This is a genomic window from Novosphingobium fluoreni (genome assembly GCF_014196615.1).
In the GTDB taxonomy this organism is placed as follows: domain Bacteria; phylum Pseudomonadota; class Alphaproteobacteria; order Sphingomonadales; family Sphingomonadaceae; genus Novosphingobium; species Novosphingobium fluoreni.
Genome location: NZ_JACIDY010000003.1, coordinates 193,474 through 210,885, shown reverse-complemented (window position 1 = coordinate 210,885; position 17,412 = coordinate 193,474). Strand labels below are relative to the sequence as shown.

At 65.3% G+C, this 17,412-nt stretch carries 13 protein-coding genes and 2 tRNA genes; 7 read left to right on the top strand and 8 right to left on the bottom strand.

The genetic code is table 11. The features are described 5' to 3' along the window. Positions 1 to 129 precede the first annotated feature (129 nt). On the top strand, positions 130 to 1,428 hold the full coding sequence (locus GGR39_RS08145) for a GGDEF domain-containing phosphodiesterase (protein WP_246388483.1): 1,299 nt from the start codon (positions 130 to 132) through the stop codon (positions 1,426 to 1,428). Positions 1,429 to 1,432: 4 nt separating this feature from the next. Here GGR39_RS08145 and GGR39_RS08140 read toward each other — a convergent pair whose 3' ends face one another. The 4 genes from GGR39_RS08140 to GGR39_RS08125 all read right to left on the bottom strand — a co-directional run bounded on the left by GGR39_RS08140 (position 1,433) and on the right by GGR39_RS08125 (position 7,459). Next, positions 1,433 to 2,950: a glycosyltransferase family 39 protein gene (locus GGR39_RS08140; protein WP_183616673.1), complete on the bottom strand. Its 1,518-nt coding sequence runs from the start codon at positions 2,948 to 2,950 to the stop codon at positions 1,433 to 1,435. A 99-nt stretch (positions 2,951 to 3,049) separates the two neighbouring features. Beyond that, positions 3,050 to 6,538, bottom strand: coding sequence for a transcription-repair coupling factor (gene mfd, locus GGR39_RS08135; protein WP_058737614.1), 3,489 nt, complete (start codon positions 6,536 to 6,538; stop codon positions 3,050 to 3,052). Positions 6,539 to 6,651: 113 nt separating this feature from the next. Continuing rightward, positions 6,652 to 6,939, bottom strand: a complete 288-nt coding sequence (locus tag GGR39_RS08130) for an FAD assembly factor SdhE (protein WP_183616672.1) — start codon at positions 6,937 to 6,939, stop codon at positions 6,652 to 6,654. A gap of 97 nt (positions 6,940 to 7,036) precedes the next feature. Then, positions 7,037 to 7,459 carry a host attachment protein gene (locus tag GGR39_RS08125; protein WP_183616671.1) on the bottom strand — a complete coding sequence of 141 codons (423 nt, stop codon included), beginning with the start codon at positions 7,457 to 7,459 and terminating at the stop codon, positions 7,037 to 7,039. 105 nt (positions 7,460 to 7,564) lie between these two features. Between GGR39_RS08125 and recG the strand changes: the two genes are divergently transcribed. After that, a complete protein-coding gene (recG, locus tag GGR39_RS08120) occupies positions 7,565 to 9,622 on the top strand; it encodes an ATP-dependent DNA helicase RecG (RefSeq protein WP_183616670.1) in 2,058 nt (685 codons plus the stop codon). A 43-nt stretch (positions 9,623 to 9,665) separates the two neighbouring features. On the opposite strand, the gene GGR39_RS08115 is transcribed toward recG, so the two are convergent. Continuing rightward, the gene (locus GGR39_RS08115) at positions 9,666 to 10,862 is read right to left on the bottom strand and encodes a diguanylate cyclase (protein WP_183616669.1); all 1,197 of its coding nucleotides are present in this window, start codon (positions 10,860 to 10,862) and stop codon (positions 9,666 to 9,668) included. Positions 10,863 to 10,999: 137 nt separating this feature from the next. After that, positions 11,000 to 11,076, bottom strand: a tRNA-Pro gene (locus GGR39_RS08110). Between the two features lie 145 nt (positions 11,077 to 11,221). Between GGR39_RS08110 and thyA the strand changes: the two genes are divergently transcribed. From thyA to GGR39_RS08085, 5 genes are all read left to right on the top strand, one after another. Continuing rightward, on the top strand, positions 11,222 to 12,163 hold the full coding sequence (thyA, locus tag GGR39_RS08105) for a thymidylate synthase (RefSeq protein ID WP_183616668.1): 942 nt from the start codon (positions 11,222 to 11,224) through the stop codon (positions 12,161 to 12,163). Between the two features lie 92 nt (positions 12,164 to 12,255). Further along, entirely contained in the window at positions 12,256 to 13,569 is a 1,314-nt protein-coding gene (locus GGR39_RS08100) for a 3-methyl-2-oxobutanoate dehydrogenase (2-methylpropanoyl-transferring) subunit alpha (protein WP_183616667.1), read from the top strand. Continuing rightward, positions 13,569 to 14,621, top strand: a complete 1,053-nt coding sequence (locus GGR39_RS08095; protein WP_183616666.1) for an alpha-ketoacid dehydrogenase subunit beta — start codon at positions 13,569 to 13,571, stop codon at positions 14,619 to 14,621. Before GGR39_RS08100 ends, GGR39_RS08095 begins: the two co-directional genes overlap by 1 nt. Positions 14,622 to 14,625: 4 nt before the next feature. Further along, positions 14,626 to 16,053 (top strand): dihydrolipoamide acetyltransferase family protein, encoded by a 1,428-nt coding sequence (locus GGR39_RS08090; protein WP_183616665.1) that lies wholly within the window; start codon positions 14,626 to 14,628, stop codon positions 16,051 to 16,053. 150 nt (positions 16,054 to 16,203) lie between these two features. Continuing rightward, positions 16,204 to 16,280, top strand: a tRNA-Asp gene (locus GGR39_RS08085). A 172-nt stretch (positions 16,281 to 16,452) separates the two neighbouring features. Here the strand turns inward: GGR39_RS08085 and GGR39_RS08080 are convergent. Together GGR39_RS08080 and GGR39_RS08075 are read right to left on the bottom strand one after the other, a co-directional pair. Beyond that, complete coding sequence (locus GGR39_RS08080) at positions 16,453 to 16,668, bottom strand: DUF2842 domain-containing protein (protein WP_058737596.1); 216 nt, start codon at positions 16,666 to 16,668, stop codon at positions 16,453 to 16,455. Then, positions 16,668 to 17,288: a 5-formyltetrahydrofolate cyclo-ligase gene (locus GGR39_RS08075; RefSeq protein WP_343055828.1), complete on the bottom strand. Its 621-nt coding sequence runs from the start codon at positions 17,286 to 17,288 to the stop codon at positions 16,668 to 16,670. Before GGR39_RS08075 ends, GGR39_RS08080 begins: the two co-directional genes overlap by 1 nt. Positions 17,289 to 17,412 lie beyond the last annotated feature (124 nt).

Below are 17,412 nucleotides of genomic sequence, written 5' to 3'. Positions count from 1 at the left end.
GCGACAGATTGGCTGTCCAATTTGCGCGTGTTTGGCAAGGGCTTTCGCGCTATGGCAATCAGGATGCGCGGTTATCGACAGGCAGATATGGCGGCTCCAGCGCCCCCGTCCTCCAACGGGGAGCCGGGCTTGAGCAACGCCGGAGAACCTGCGACGCGCGATCGTGCCACCGGGCTAGACAGCGCGCAAAGCCGCATTACCGAGTGGATGGCGACCGAAGGGATCGAGGAAGGCAGCACGCACCTTCACGCGATGCTGGTGGGCCTGCGCCGGTTCGACGCGGTGAACCTGGCCTATGGCGAGGCGGCCGGGGACGAAGCGCTGGAAGAAGTCGCCACCCGGATGAACAATTTCGCCGCCGGCGAACTGGAAGGCCGCTGGCTCGTCGCCCGTGCCGGAGGCGGCTCGTTCCTGCTGCTGGCGGCCGAGCCCTGCAGCCGTGAGCGTTGGCAACTTGTAGCCGATGAACTGGCGGAGGTCGTCTCGCGTCCTATCGCGCTGCCTTCGGGTGTGCTGCGCCTGTCACCTCGAGTGGCGCTGATCCGGATGCTGACCAGCGAAACGATCGAGCTGATGCTGGACCGGTTGGGCCAGTCGCTCAGCCAGGCCACCTTGAAGCAAGGGGCGCGATTCGTGTGGGCCAACGGCGAGGCGACACCGCCGGGCCGTTCGTCGGCGCAATTGGAGGCCGATCTTCTCGCCGCGATCGAGCGGGACGAGATCGAGGTGCTCTATCAGCCGCAATTCAGCCTGACGGACGATCGACTGGTCGGCGCGGAGGCGCTGGCGCGGTGGAATCATCCGGAGCTGGGGCGCATCGGCGCGAGCGCGCTGTTCGCCATTGCCGAACGCACCGATCACATCACGCCGCTATCCCAGCATATCGCACGCAAGGCGCTGAACCAGGCGGGCCACTGGCCGGCCAACTTGCGCCTTTCGCTGAATGTGACGGCAGCGGACCTGGCTTTCGGCAGCTATGCGGGCCAGCTGCTGGACACCTTGCGGGCGACGGCGTTTCCGCCCAACCGGCTGACCCTGGAAGTGACGGAGCAGGCGCTCATCACCGACATCGGCCTGGCCGCGCAGATCATGGCGGAATTCGTGGCCAACGGTATCCGCATGGCGCTCGATGATTTCGGCGCGGGGTTCTGCAACTTCCGGTACCTGAAGCTGCTGCCGTTGCATTATCTCAAGCTCGACCGTTCCATGGTGGACGGTATCGGGCGCGATCGGCGCGACAGGGCGGTGCTGCGCGCGATCGTCGCCATGGCCAAGGCGCTGGACCTCGAAGTGATCGCCGAAGGGATCGAGAGCGAGGCGCAGCGCGCCCGCGTGGCGGCGGAAGGCTGCGCTTACTACCAAGGCTTCATCCGCGCCCAGCCGATGAGCGCGGAGATGTTTGCCAAGCTGGTGGCCGTCTCGGCCTGACGCGTCAGCGGCGGCGGTAGACAAGAACGTCACCGAATTGGCGGCCCAGCCGATAGTTCGCCGCAAGCCACGCGTCCGCCGGCCGGCCATCCGCGCGCATCCAGCCGAGACCCTTGCCGCCCGCATCGGTGATCACGAATTGCGGACGTAGCGCCATCAATCGTCCGACCTCGTCCGGCCCTACGTAGCGATGGCGCGCCAGGGTATCGATGATCGCGCGGCGCGCCAGATTGTCCGGATGGACCCCGGCGCGCGAGAGCTGCGGCGCATCGAGATACCAGTGGATCAGGTGCTTGTGCCAGGCCCAGATCGTCGGGTTCGCGCCGCCGGTCTGGCGGATGTAGCCGGCGGCTTGAGCTATCGGGCGCGGCGGGGAATGGGCCTCGGGTAGCGCAGCGGCGATCGATACCGCCGCGGGCAGGGCGACAAGCGCCAGCACGGCCCATCGCAAGGCAGCGGTCCATCTGGTCAGCGCGCTGACGCCGAGGGCTACGAAGATGCCGAGGAACGGCATCAATTGCAGCCAGTAATGCGGGTAAGCCGCGCCGCCGATCAGCAGCGAGCCGGTCGTCGCGGCGGCCAGGGTCAGGAACATCACGTCCGCCCATCGCCCCTCCCGACGCAGCAGGGCCGATAGCGTACCCCCGAGGCCGACCAGCGCCAGCAGCAAGGGAGGGCCGTACAGCAGCGGTGCGCGCTGGGCGGTGTAGTAGGACTGCATCGCATGTTCGCGCGCGACTTCGCCCATGCCCAGCTGGCCCGAGTAAGCCAGCGGAACGTCGATCATCGCCAGCTTCAATGTCGCCAGCTCCCCGGCGGCGGCGTAGATCAAGGCCAGCAGCAGCGGCGGGATCGCGCCCGCCACGCCATAGGCCAGCCAGGAGCGGCGCGCGACATGGGTCGGGGCCAGCATGGCGGCGGCGAGAAGGGCAAGACCCACCACGAGAGCGACAAGCGCCAGGTTGGTGCGCGTCAGCACTGCCAGCGCGATCAGCAGACCGGCGATAGCGGCATCGCGCATCGAAACCGGAGAGCGGGAAAGACACCACGCCGCCCCGCTCAGGAACACGATCGCCGGCAATTCCGAACTGGTCGAGAGGCCGAACGGTGCGGAGGCCAGCACGGCGCAGATCACGGCCCCGGCCAAGGCTGGCCATCTTCCGGCAGGGCGGCGGCAGGTGACGTACACAAGGCTGGCGGCGGCGATGACGCAGGCCGTGCCGAGCAGTCGGATCGCCAGCAAGCTCTTACCGAACAGCGCGATCACGCCGCCGAACAGGAAGAAGATCAGCGGTGGCTTCAGGTCGAACTGGTGAGCGAACGGCAAGTGCCCGTGCGCCACGTCCGCCCCCATCAGGATGAAGCTCCACTCGTCCCAGTCAATCTGTTCCGGAAACAGGCTGCCGAGGCGGAACAGCAGCGTCGTCACGGCGATGATCGCAATGGCGGCGGGGGTGGAAAGCGCGAAGGACCGGCGGGCGGGAGCGATGCTGTCTCTGGTGCGGGGGGCAAGCGTGGCCATGCGCGCAGGGTTTAAGGAGGAATGCTTGCGATTGGGTAAGCTTAGGCGGGGCGACGTTTGCTGCCCGCTACGAGGCGTGGGAATGGGGCGCGCGGGCCCCTACGCCGCCTTGCGCGCGATCTGGCTCAGGCCCTTGGTCAGTTGGTACAGCCCGTTCAGCCGCGCCTTGGGATCGCCCCAGACGCGCGTGATCACCAGCTTGTTGTCCGGGCGCAGCTTGATCGTGCCTTCCAGCCGCTCGGCATAGGCAATCAGGCCGGCGGGGTTGGGGAAGGCATCGTTGTGGAAGCTGACCAGCGAGCCACGCGCGCCGACGTCGATCTTGGCGATATGCGCGTCGATCGCCTGGCGCTTGATCTCGATCAGGCGGACGAGATTGGCGGTGGGATCGGGCAGCGGGCCGAAACGGTCGATCATTTCCGCCGACATCGACTCGATCTCGGCCGTGCTGTCGGCATCGTTGAGGCGTCGGTAAAGCGCCATGCGCACGGCGAGATCCGGCACGTAATCTTCCGGGATCAGGATCGGCGCATCGACCGTGATTTGCGGTGAAAGTCCGGCGTTGCTCTTCTCCAGCGCCGCACCACCCGCGCGCGCCATTAGGATCGCGTCCTCCAGCATCGACTGGTAGAGCTCGAAGCCGACTTCGCGGATATGGCCAGATTGTTCGTCGCCCAGCAGGTTACCCGCGCCGCGAATGTCGAGATCGTGGCTGGCCAGCTGGAATCCTGCACCCAGGCTGTCCAGATCACCCAGCACCTTGAGCCGCTTTTCCGCGACCTCGGACAAGGCGCGATTGGCCGGCGTCGTCAGGTAGGCATAGGCCCGCAGCTTCGATCGGCCCACACGGCCGCGCAACTGATAGAGCTGGGCCAGGCCGAAGCGGTCGGCGCGGTGAATGATGATCGTGTTGGCGCGCGGAATATCCAGCCCGCTCTCGACGATGGTGGTGGAGAGCAGCACCTCGTACTTGCCCTCATAGAACGCACTCATGCGTTCCTCGACCTCGGTGGGGCTCATCTGCCCGTGGGCGGCGATCGGCTTGATTTCGGGTACATGCTTGGCGAGCCATTCCTCGACCTCGGCCATGTCCGAAATGCGCGGCACGACGATGAAGCTCTGCCCGCCGCGATGATGTTCGCGCAGCAGCGCCTCGCGCATCACCATGTCGTCCCATTCCATCACGTAGGTCCGCACCGCAAGGCGGTCGACCGGCGGGGTCTGGATGGTGGAAAGTTCGCGCAGGCCGCTCATCGCCATTTGCAGCGTGCGCGGGATCGGCGTGGCGGTAAGCGTCAGCATGTGCACATCGCTGCGCAACTGCTTCAGCTTTTCCTTGTGGGTGACGCCAAAGCGCTGCTCCTCATCGACGATGACGAGACCCAGGTTCTTGAACGTGACCGACTTCGACAGCAGCGCATGGGTGCCCACCACGACATCGACGGTGCCGTTCGCCAGCCCTTCACGCGTAAGGCGCGCCTCCTTGTCGGTGACGAGGCGGGAGAGGCGGCCGACGTTGAGCGGGAAGCCGCCGAAGCGATCCGAAAAGCCGGTATAGTGCTGGCGCGCCAGCAGCGTCGTTGGCGCGACAACCGCCACCTGATGCCCGGCCATCGCCGCCACGAATGCGGCACGCAAGGCGACTTCGGTCTTGCCGAAGCCAACGTCGCCGCAGACCAGGCGGTCCATCGGTTTGCCTTCGGAAAGGTCGCCCAGCACGTCCTCGATCGCGCGTTCCTGATCGTCGGTCTCCTGCCAGGGGAAGCGATCGACGAACTGGTTGAAGGAAGAGCTTTCCACTTCGAACACAGGAGCATGGCGCAGCGCACGCTCGGCGGCGGTCTTCATCAATTCGCCCGCGATTTCGCGAATGCGTTCCTTGAGGCGGGCCTTGCGCCGTTGCCAGCCTTCGCCGCCCAGCTTGTCCAGCGCGACGCCGTCGCTTTCCGAACCGTAGCGCGAAAGCACGTCCAGATTCTCGACCGGGATGTAGAGCTTGTCGCCGCCTGCGTAGGTGAGCATCACGCAGTCGTGCGGGCTCTTGCCCACCGGGATCGACTGCAGCCCCTCGTAGCGGCCGATCCCATGATCCATGTGGACCACGAAGTCGCCGGGCGTCAGCGCCGCCAGTTCGGCGAGGAAGGCGTCGGAATCCTTTTTCTTCTTCTTGCGGCGGACCAGCCGGTCACCCAGGATATCCTGCTCGGTGATGATCTCCAGTTCGTCGTTCGCGAAGCCGGTTTCCAGCGGCAACACCAGCGCGGCGGGGCGGCTTTTGCTCGCCTTGCCCAGCGCATCCTGCCAGTTGCCCGCCATCGCCGGTTCCGGCGCCATGGCTTCGCCCAAGATCGAGGCTATCCGCGCGCGGCTGCCGGCGGAATAGGCGGCCAACAGCGCCTTCTTGCCCGACTTGGCGATAGCGTGGAGGTGTTTGGCGGCGGCTTCGTAGGCGTTGTCACCCCGCGCGCGTTCGGGGGCGAAATCGCGGGCGTTGCTGAAACCGAAATCCAGCACCTTGGTGCTTTCGGGCTGCGCGAAGGGATCGGCGCGGTGGACCGGCCATTTCGCGGCGCAATCCTCGTACTCGGCGGAAGTAAGGTAAAGCGTGTCCGGCGCCAGCGGGCGATAGCTGCCCGCCTTCTGGCCCGAGGTATCGAGGCGGGACTTGTGATAGTCCTCGATGTCCTTCAGCCGTTCTTCGCCCGCGCTTTGGGCAGCGCTGTCGAACACCACCACATCGTCTTTCGAGAGGTGATCGAACAGCGTTACCAGCTTGTCTTCGAACAGCGGCAGCCAGTGTTCCATGCCGGCAAGGCGGCGGCCTTCGCTGACCGCCATGTAGAGCGGATCAGCCGTGGCGTTCGCGCCGAACTTTTCGCGATAGCGGGCACGGAAACGCTTCACCGTGTCCTCATCCATCAGCGCTTCGCTGGCGGGGAGCAGCAGGTGGCCGTCGATCGGACCCGTCGATCGCTGGGTGGACGTGTCGAACAGGCGGAGCGTTTCCAGCTCATCGCCGAAGAAGTCGAGCCTCAGGCCCGCATCAAGCCCCGAGGGCACGATATCGAAGATTGAGCCGCGCACCGCGAACTCGCCCGCGTCGATCGCGGTGTCGGTGCGCTGATAGCCCTGGCGGCGCAGCAGGCCGATCAGGCTTTCATGCCCGATCTCCAGCCCCGGCATCAGCAGCCGCACGGATTCGCGGATGCGGAACGGCGTCAGCACCCGTTGCAGCAGGGCATTGACGGTGGTGACGAGGAGCTGCGGCCCCTCGCGCTTTGCTTGCAAGCGATGCAGCGCCGACAACCGACGCGCGCTGACCGACAGGGCGGGGCTGGCGCGGTCGTAAGGCAGGCAGTCCCACGCGGGGAACTCGATCACGTCCAACTCGGGCGCGAAGAACGAGGCGGCTTCGGCCACCGCGCGCATCTCCGCCTCGGCCGTCGCGACGAAGACGGCGCGGCCACCCTTGCCCTTGGATGCCGCCGCCCGCGCGAGGTCCGCCATGACCAACGGCTGCGCCCCGCGCACCACGGAGGACAGGGTCAGCGGCGCGGACGCGGTGAGGATGCGTTGGATATCAGGCATGAGTGCTGGGAAATCGGCGAGGGCGGGGCATGCGCCGACCCGATAAGCGGGAGGGCTGCGTTCGGCAAGTGTTCTGGTTGGCAAGCTGGCTCGGCTAAGTCAGCCCGATGAGCTCACCTGGGAATATCAACGTAGTCCAGTTGCTGCATCCGCTCCATCAAGGGGCCGGCGTAGCGTTCCGGCACCGGCTCGGTCTTGAGCGCCCAGGCCATGACGTGGACGTCGTCCTCTTCCAGCAGATCCTCGAACCACAGCACGTCTTTCTCCGACCAATCGTGGTGGAAGCGATCGAAGAAGCAGCCGATCATGTAGTCCGCCTCCCGCGTGCCACGGTGCCAGGCGCGGAAGCGGATGCGGGCGAGGCGGGGCGGAAGCTCAGGGCCGGGGTTCGGTGAAGACATGGGGTGCGAGGTAAGCCAACCTGCGGGGAGGGACAAGGGGACGAGGAGGCAGCACATGCGCGTCGCGCCGAGAGAACCCCGGAGCGACGCACGCGGTTCAGTCTTCCAGCGCCTTCATGATGTCGGCCGCCGGGCGCCCGGTCAGCGTCTTGGACAGTTCCTTTTTCAGGACGGCTTCCAGTTGCTTGTGATAGCGCTTGCGCATCTCTCCCAACGATTTGGGATCTGCGATGATGACAAGGCTTTCGATCTTGTTGGTCAGCACCTGGTGGTTCAACCAATCCGCCACGGCGATGGCGTGCGCGCTTTCATCCACCGAATCGTTGCTGCCGTCTCCGGTCCGGGCCGAATGCCTTGCGCCGCCATCGTTGATCCGTGCGCCGGCGCTGAAGTTGGTCAGTTCCAGTTCCGGCGTCTCGACCGCGCCCAGCTTGGGTTCTGCTTCGGTGCCGGTGTTGCGGTAAAGCTCGAACTTGGTTCCGTCGACAACGGCGATGGCGGTTCCCTTGGGCAGCGACATGGCTTCTCCTCTTCTATGACAAACGTGCAGCCGCAACGATCCTCCACACCGGGCTGTTCCGAGGCGACTGGCGAAACGGTCCGTTAGCGGGCTAGAAGGCGCGCCATGCGGCCCGAGGCACTCAATCCCCTGTTCGTCGATGCGCAGGCGCTGGAAGGCGTCGGCCCCAAGCTGATGCGCCCGCTGGAGAAGCTGGGCCTCACGCGCGTGCGTGACCTGATCTACCATCTGCCCGAGCGCTTCGTGGAGCGGCATGCCGTTGCCGATCTGGATAAGGCCACGGTGGGGGAGAACATCATCGTCGCGCTGACGGTGCGAGAGCATCGATCGTCCACGGGACGGGGGCCATTCCGCGTGCTGGCGGAAGATGCGCGCGGCAACGTTTGCGCGATCAGCTATTTCGGCCGCGCCTCCTATGCCGCCAAGAAAGCGCTGCCGGTGGGGGAGAAACGGTGGATCGCCGGGCGGCTCGACCAGTATGGCCAGATGCTGCAGATGGTCCACCCAGACCATATCGCCGAAGCAGCCTCTGCCTTGGCAGGGCAAGTGCGCGAGCCGGTCTATGGTCTGTCGGAAGGGATGACGCTGGGCCGGATAACGGGGCTGGTCGGCCAGGCGCTGAAGCCGGTGCCGGACTTGCCGGAGTGGTGCGAGCCGGGCCTGGTAGAGCGGATGGGCTGGCCGGCCTGGCGCGAGGCGCTGGAACTCGCGCATCGCGGCCCCAATCCCCTGGCGCGTGATCGGCTGGCCTATGACGAACTGCTGGCCAACGGTCTGGCGCTGATGCTGGTGCGCGCCAGCAACCGGACGCAGAAGGGGCTGGCGCTGGTGGGTGACGGGCGCTTGCGATCCAAGCTGAACCTGCCTTTCGCGCTGACCGGGGCACAGCAACGCTCGATCGCGGAGATCCAGGGCGATCTGGCGCAATCCGCGCCGATGCTGCGGCTGCTGCAGGGTGATGTCGGCTCGGGCAAGACGGTGGTGGCGCTCAACGCCATGCTGATCGCGGTGGAGGCCGGCGCGCAGGCGGCCATGCTTGCGCCGACCGAGATCCTCGCGCGCCAGCATCACGAAACGCTGATGCGCATGGTGCAGGGCACCGGGGTGGAGATCGCCCTGCTGACCGGGCGGGACAAAGGCCGTGCCCGCGAATCGATCTTGATGGGGCTGCTGGACGGTTCGATCGACATTCTGGTCGGCACCCATGCGATCTTTCAGGAAGCGGTGGCCTACAAGAACCTGGCGCTGGCGGTGATCGACGAGCAGCATCGCTTCGGCGTCAGCCAGCGCCTGCTGCTGGCGCGCAAGGGGCGGCGTGCCCCGCACTTCCTGGCGATGACCGCAACGCCGATCCCGCGCACGCTGACATTGGCGCAATATGGCGAGATGGACGTCTCGCGCCTCGACGAACTGCCGCCGGGACGACAGGCGATTGACACCCGCGTCATCGCGATCGACCGGATGGACGATGTGGCCGGAGCGCTTGCTCGCCATCTGGAAGGAGGCGGCCAGGCCTACTGGGTCTGCCCGATGGTGCGCGAAAGCGAGGGTGACGATCTCGCCGCCGCCGAGGCGCGCTTTGCAGCACTGAAGGTGCGATTCGGGGATGACGTCGTGCTGGTTCACGGACAGCTCCGGCCCGAACAGAAGGACGCCGCGATGGAGCGGTTTTCCTCCGGCGCGGCCAAGCTGCTGGTTGCGACCACGGTGATCGAGGTGGGCGTGGACGTTCCCAACGCCACGCTGATGGTGATCGAGCAGGCCGAGCGCTTTGGCCTCGCGCAGTTGCACCAGCTGCGCGGGCGCGTGGGGCGCGGATCGGAAAAGTCAGTCTGCCTGCTGCTGCGCAGTGCCGAGCTTTCGGAGACCGGTCGCAAGCGGCTGGCCTTGATGCGCGAGACGCAGGACGGCTTTCGTCTGGCGGAGGAAGACCTGGAACTGCGCGGCGGCGGCGAACTGCTCGGCACGCGCCAGTCAGGCGACACGCCGTTTCGCGTGGCGACCCTGGAGCAGATCCAGAAACTGCTGCCGATCGCGCATGACGACGCGCGGCTGCTGATCGAGCGCGACGGCGGCCTGTCCGGTCCCCGAGGAGAAGCGGCCCGGCTGCTGCTCTATCTGTTCGAACGCGATTGGGGTGTGCAACTGCTGCGGGGTGGTTGAGCGGCCTTGATTAGGAACTAGATCAAGGCGGGAGAAGCCAACCTCAGGCCGCCAGCTTCACCACGTCGCGTCCGCTGCGTTTCGCTTCGTAAAGCGCCTTGTCCGCTCGTTCGATCAAGCTGGCCGCGTCATCGTCCGCCGTCAGGCTGGCGATGCCGGTGCTGATCGTGACCAGCAGCACCGATGTGTCGTCCAGCGCAAACGGATTGCCTCGCAGCCGCGCGCGCATGCGTTCGCAAACCATGTAGGCGTTTTCTTCCGAGGACTTGGGCAGGACGATCCCGAACTCTTCGCCGCCCATGCGTCCGATCCGATCATTGATGCGCACCGTGGCCTGCGCATTGGACACGACGTGCCGGATGGCCTCGTCTCCCACGCCATGGCCGTGCGTGTCATTGACGCGCTTGAAGTTGTCGATGTCGAACATGGCGAACGACAGGGGCGTGCCCAGCCGCCGAGCCTCCGCCATTCGGGTTTCCAGATAGCTGAGCAGTTCGCGCCGGTTGGAAACGCCGGTCAACTCGTCGGTTTCGGCACGCTTGCGCAGCTCGGCCTGATAGGCCTTCTCGCGCTGGAACGAGCGGCGCAAGGCGATCGCGGCGACCACGGCCAGGGCCAGCAGGCACAGACCGGCTAATGAGGTGAGATAGACGAACCGCAGCAGCGTCTTCATCACGCGCGCCGCATTGTCCTGCAAATCGTCCAGCCGCGCGCGCTCCTCGGCGATCACTACGTCTGACGTGCGATCGATCGCGGCGATCACATCGCCCACCGCGCTACGCTGCACTGTCAGCCGCGCGCGGTCGATCTGACCGGCTCGGGTGAGGCGGACCACCTCGTCCACGTGGAGCAGGAATTCACCGGCGCTGTGCCGCAGATCGTACATCGCGTCATGGCCGTTCGATTCGGGCACGTAGCGATCGAGTTCGTCGAGACTGCGGGCCAGTTCGCGGCGACCGGCAAAGTATGGCTGCAGTTCGGCGGGGCGGCCGGTCAGCAGGAAGCCGCGTTCACCCCGCAAGGTTTCCAGTGTCGCCACCTTGACGGTTGCCGTGGTGCGCAGCACGCGCATTGTTTGGGTGTAGGCGGCGTCGAGCCTTTTCTGCTCCTTGCTCGATTGCCATGCGACGATGGAGGAACCGATCAGCAACAGGCCCATCACCGCCACGGCGGCAACGAAAAAGCGCGCCTTGCCATTCAACTCATCCACCCGCCGGACGAGCATCTCCGGAACATTCATGCCGATCCACCCCTACTACGGGCACAGAACTAGCCGGAAATGCTTAGAGTGTGATTAAGAACGGGTAATGATGTTGGCGGGCCCAAGGGCCACCGTCGCGAAGCCCAGTAAACGCGACCACCAGCAAAAAAATGAAATGGTCGGGGAGAGAGGATTCGAACCTCCGGCCCCTGCCTCCCGAAGACAGTGCTCTACCAGGCTGAGCTACTCCCCGACCGATCGTGCCGACTTTCGTCGGCTCGAGACAGGAGCGCGCCTATAGAGAGCGATTGGGGGGAGGGCAAGCGGGCAGCGACAACTCTGTGTGCTTTTCTCCGCGTCGGCTTGGCACGTCGCTGTGGCGGGCCTAATCAATGCGGATGGCTGATGCTAACGACCGCTCGCGCCACTGGGAGTGGCAGTACCTGGACCTGATGCGCCGCATCTGGGAAGAGGGCGACGAGCGGGTGGACCGCACCGGCGTCGGCACGCGATCCCTGTTTGGCGAGACGATCCGCTTCAATCTGGCCGATGGCGCGATGCCGCTGCTGACCACCAAGCGCGTCTACTGGAAAACGGCCACGCGCGAACTGCTGTGGTTCCTGACGGGAGACACCAACATCCGCGCCCTGTGCGCGCAAGGGGTGGAAATCTGGACCGACTGGCCGCTGGACCGTTATCGCCGCGAAACCGGTGAGCCGATCGAGCGGGCGGCCTTTTCCCGCCGGATCGTGGAGGATGCAGAGTTTGCCGAGCGTTGGGGCGACCTGGGACCGGTCTACGGCAAGCAGTGGGTCGATTGGCCGACGTACCAGCCGGTGGGCGAAGGGCTTTACAAGCAAGGCCCCGGCGTCAACCAGATCGCGGAGTTGGTCGAGAGCCTCCAGCACAACCCCGGCAGCCGCCGCCATATCATCGAAGGGTGGAACGTGGCGGAGCTGGACGCGATGGCGCTGCCGCCGTGCCACAAGACTTATCAGTTTCACGTCGCCAACGGGCGGCTTTCCGGCATGCTGTTTCAGCGCAGCTGCGACCTGGGGCTGGGCTTTGCCTTCAACATGTGGTCGCTGGCGCTGCTGACGCGGATGCTGGCGCAGCAATGCAACCTGGAGCCGGGCGAAGTCGTTTGGACAGGAGCCGATGTGCACCTGTATCTCAATCACGCGGCCCTGGTGGAAGAACAGCTTTCCCGAATCCCGGCAGGAGAGGGGAGATTGACCTTCAACCGGCGCCCCGCCTCGATCTTCGACTATCGGATCGAAGACATGACGGTGAGCGGATATGCACCCCAGGAACACATCGCGGCACCTGTCGCGGTCTGATTGACATTGCGGAAGCGCGCAATATTATGACCGCATCTTAGAACAATGCTTCTCGGGTGCCTTGTCTCCTGAGCAAGCGCGGGAGATGCGAAATGGCCGATAGCGGCTCCAAGTCGGCACCGCCACGCGGCAATCTGCCGCCACTGCAACTGCATGTGCCCGAGCCGCGCTTTCGGCCGGGCGACACCGTCGATTACTCGCATATCGATATCCCGCCGGCCGGTGCGCAACCCCGCCCGGATGAGACATGCCCGGCATCGGAAACGAAGCCCTTGTGCGTGGATCTGATCCGCGTGCTGGATGAGGATCACCGCGCCGTCGGGCCGTGGGACCCCAAGCTTGACGCCGAGACGCTGCGCCGGATGCTGCGCACGATGGCGCTGACGCGGGCGTTCGACGATCGGCTCTACCGCAGCCAGCGCCAGGGCAAGACCAGCTTCTATATGAAGTGTACCGGCGAAGAGGCGACCTCGGTCGCCAGCGCCTATGCCCTCGATCGACAGGACATGGTGTTTCCCAGCTATCGCCAGCAAGGCGTGCTGATCGCGCGCGATTATCCGCTGCTGGAGATGGTCAACCAGATCTATTCCAACCGGGCGGACAAGCTGAAGGGCCGCCAGCTGCCGATCATGTATTCGGCGCGCGATTATGGCTTCTTCACGATCTCCGGCAATCTCGCCACGCAGTTCCCGCAGGCGGTGGGCTGGGCGATGGCCAGCGCGATCAAGGGCGACACCCGCATCGCCACCGCCTTCATCGGCGAGGGTTCGAGCGCTGAAGGAGACTTCCACGCGGCGATGACCTTCGCCACCGTTTACAACGCGCCGGTGGTGCTGAACGTCGTCAACAACCAGTGGGCGATTTCCAGCTTCTCCGGCTTTGCAGGGGCTGAGCGCGCCACTTTCGCGGCACGGGCGGAGGGCTATGGCATCGCCGGGCTTCGCGTGGACGGCAACGATGCGCTGGCGGTCTATGCCGCCACGCGCTGGGCGGCGGACCGGGCGCGGGCGAATGCCGGGCCGACCCTGATCGAGCATTTCACCTATCGCGCCGAGGGGCATTCCACCTCTGACGATCCCAGCGCCTATCGTTCCGTGCAGGAGCGGCAGGAGTGGCCGCTGGGCGATCCGATCGCGCGGCTGATGCACCACCTCATCGCGCTGGGCGAATGGTCGGAAGACCAGCAGACCGCCATGGATCGCGAACTGGCGGAGCAGGTGAAAGCCGCCACCAAGGAGGCCGAAAAGAACGGCATTCTCGGCCACGGCCTCCACCACCCTTTCCACACGATGTTCGAGGACGTGTTCGAGGAACTGCCCTGGCATCTTGAGGAGCAGGCCGAACAGGCCATTCGCGAGCGGCGGACCAAATGGCCCGAATGGAAAGAAGACGGGGAGACACGCTGATGATCGAGGAAGAACCCGTCAGCCTGCACGATGCACCTTCGCGCCCGCTCAACATGATCGAGGCGATCAACGAAGCGCTCGACATCATGATGGCCCGCGATCCCGATATCGTCATCATGGGTGAGGACGTAGGCTATTTCGGCGGCGTTTTCCGCGCCACCGCCGGGCTGCAGAGCAAGTTCGGCAAGAACCGCGTGTTCGATTCGCCGATCAACGAATGCGGCATCATCGGCGCGGCGGTGGGCATGGCCGCCTATGGCCTGCGCCCGGTGCCGGAAATCCAGTTCGCCGATTATATCTATCCCGGCCTCGACCAGCTGGTGTCCGAGGCGGCCCGGCTGCGCTATCGCTCTGCCGGAGAGTTCACCGCGCCGATCACGATCCGCTCTCCATTCGGCGGCGGGATTTTCGGCGGCCAGACGCACAGCCAGAGCCCGGAGGCGCTGTTCACCCACGTTGCGGGCCTGAAGACGGTGATCCCGGCCACCCCGCACGATGCCAAGGGCCTGCTCATCGCCGCGATCGAGGACAATGACCCGGTCATCTTCTTCGAGCCCAAGCGCATCTACAATGGCCCGTTCGACGGCTATTACGACAACCCGTCCAAGACCTGGAAGAGCCATCCCGGCGGCAAGGTGCCCGAAGGGTACTACAAGATTCCGCTGGGCAAGGCGCGCGTGGTGCGGGAAGGCTCGGCGCTGACCGTGCTGGCTTACGGCACGATGATCCACGTTGCCGAGGCGGTACTGGCCGAAAAAGGCGTCGATGCCGAAATCATCGACCTGCGCACCCTGGTGCCGCTCGATATCGAGACTGTGCAAGCCTCTGTGGAAAAGACCGGGAAATGCCTAGTGATACACGAGGCGACACGCACCTCCGGCTTCGGCGCGGAATTGTCGGCGCTGGTGCAGGAGCGGTGCTTCTATCACCTGGAAGCCCCGGTGGAGCGCGTCACCGGTTTTGACACGCCTTATCCGCACAGCCTCGAGTGGGCGTATTTCCCCGGTCCCGTCCGCATCGGTGAGGCGGTCGATCGTTTGTTGAAGGACTGATCCAATGGGTCGTTACACATTTCGCTTGCCCGACATTGGCGAAGGCATCGCCGAGGCTGAAATCGTCGCCTGGCACGTCAAGATCGGCGACATGGTCGAGGAAGACGGCCGCCTGGCCGACATGATGACCGACAAGGCCACTGTAGAGATGGAGAGCCCGGTTTCGGGCAAGATCGTCGAAGTGGCCGGCGCAGAGGGCGACGTGATCGCCATCGGCTCGCCCTTGGTGGTGATCGAGACGGAAGGGGACGTGGAGGAAGCTCCGGCGGCTCCGGCTTCTGCTGCCGCGCCTGCTCCCGCCCCAAAGGCCGAAGTGGTCGAGGAGCGGATCGAGGCCGAAAACCCCGATGCCGATGATGCCGATCGCGCCATGGCGGCCGAGCAGATTCAGACATCACCCCCGTTCGTGTCGAGCCCCTCGTCTGCCCGCACAGCGGGCGCTCCGGATAAACTTCCGCCTGCAGCGGAAGTCGAGACACCGCGCGCAACCCCTGAACCCCGTGTCTCGGCACCGCTCGACCCGAACGGGAAGGGTGGCATAAAGCCAGCACACCCCGCCGCCAAAGTCCTTGCCAGCCCCGCCGTGCGCAAGCGCGCCGCCGATTTGGCCATAGACCTTGGCGAAGTGCGCTCGGCGGAGGATGGCCGCGTCCGCCACGCCGATCTCGATGCCTTCCTGGCCTACAACGCCGCAGGTGGCTTCCAGCCCGCCGGGCGCAAGGGTGCGGACGAGCAGGTGCGCGTCATCGGCCTGCGCCGCCGGATCGCCGAGAACATGGCCGCCTCCAAGCGCCGCATCCCGCATTTCTCCTATGTCGAGGAATACGATGTCACCGCCTTGGAGGAAGCACGAGCGCAGTTGAACGCGGCTCGGGGGGATCGCCCCAAGCTGACCATGCTGCCGTTCTTGATCAGCGCGATCTGCCGCCTGATCCCCGAGTTCCCGATGCTCAACGCTCATTACGACGATGAGGCGGGCGTAGTGACCCGCTACGGCGCGGTGCACCTGGGCATGGCGGCACAAACTCCGGCAGGCCTGATGGTGCCGGTGATTCGGGACGCGCAGGATCGTAACTTGTGGCAACTGGCGCACGAGATCGGCCGCCTCGCCCAGGCCGCCCGCGATGGCACCGCCAAGTCGGCCGAGCTTTCCGGCTCCACTATCACCGTCACCTCGCTGGGGCCGATGGGCGGCGTGGCGACGACGCCTGTCATCAACCGCCCGGAGGTCGCGATCATCGGCCCCAACCGCATCGTCGAGCGGCCGATGTTCGTGCGCGGTGCGGACGGGCAGGAGCGGGTCGAGAAGCGCAAGCTGATGAATATCTCGATGAGCTGCGATCACCGCGTCGTCGACGGCTGGGATGCCGCCAGCTTCGCGCAAGCGCTGAAGAAACTCATAGAGGCTCCGGCGGTGCTGTTGGCGCGCTAATGCCGCGCTAACCGCACCTTATTCGCGGTGGTATTTTAGGGGGCCCGGCAGGAAAAATGACAGAGCCGAGAAAGCAGTGTTGACAGCCCCCGCCACCTGCCATAGAGGCGCGGCTCCCCAAGGGGTGCACGCCTAAAAACGTTCTAGAACGCGGGTGTAGCTCAGTTGGTTAGAGCGCCGGCCTGTCACGCCGGAGGTCGCGGGTTCAAGTCCCGTCACTCGCGCCACTTGGGGAATTTTTCTGATTTTATCGGATGATAGGGCGGCCTTGGTAAGTTAGCCGGGGCCGCCCTCCGACCGTTCAGATCGGGCGGAAGCAGGACGCCTCAGGGCCTGCTGCAGAATGCCTCAGCTTGCTTCGGTACCGACGAAAATCAATGCGACGCAAAGAGCCGGGCATCAGCCCCAGCGTCCGGTTTCCATCCAGATCAGAAACCGTCGCAAGGGCAGGATCCACACGATCCCCAGCACCAGATAAACCGGCGCCTGCGCCAGAGCCGGCCACCCGGCGATCCAGGGTGCGAGCAAGTTGGCGATCGCCAGCCCATATAGCCCCAGCGCGACCACCAGGCCAAGTATCCCCACCGGGATCCGCCATGTCGGCTCTTCGCGCATCAACGGTCTCTCTTTTGCAAGGCCGGGGTTTCGTATAGCCGCGTCGGCGTCACCACCATCGCCAGCGGGCGATCATGCGCTTCATGTGGCAGGCTTTCCGCGAGTTGGACATCCCAGGCAAGGCCGATGGTCAGCGTGTCGGGATAGGCCTCCAGCCAACGATCGTAATGCCCGCCGCCCTGACCCAGTCGCTGGCCATTTGCCGTGAACGCCACCAGCGGCATGAACAGGACATCGGGAACGACCGAATCCGTATCACTGTCCGGCTGCGGCATGCCGAAAGGTCCGGCCTTCAGGCTTTCCTCGTCCAGCGGGTTGTCCCAGCGATGGAACGCCATCGCCGCCTCGCGGCTTTCGAACCGAGGCAGGGCGACAGAATGCCCGCGTTCATGGAACCACCGCGCATAGGACAGCGCCGGTGCTTCGTAGGCATGAGGAAAATACAGGCCGACGATCGCTGCCTCGGGTATCTTCTGCACGACGGGCACAGGCGGTCGCAAAAACAGCAGCGCGCGCATCGTTTGCGGCAGAGCATCCACATGCTCGCGCCGCGCGACGCGGAACGCCTTGCGCAGCCGCGTCTTCTCTTCGCTCAGATCGGTCGGGGGTGACGGGTCCACCGTGGGTCGTTTCCTAGAAATCCTCTGACGCGTCAACGTCAGGTGGGAACCATGTGTGCCGGACCAGGATCCGACCAGGGACAGCCCCCATATGGATTACTTATAGCCTCAGGGATGTTCGAAC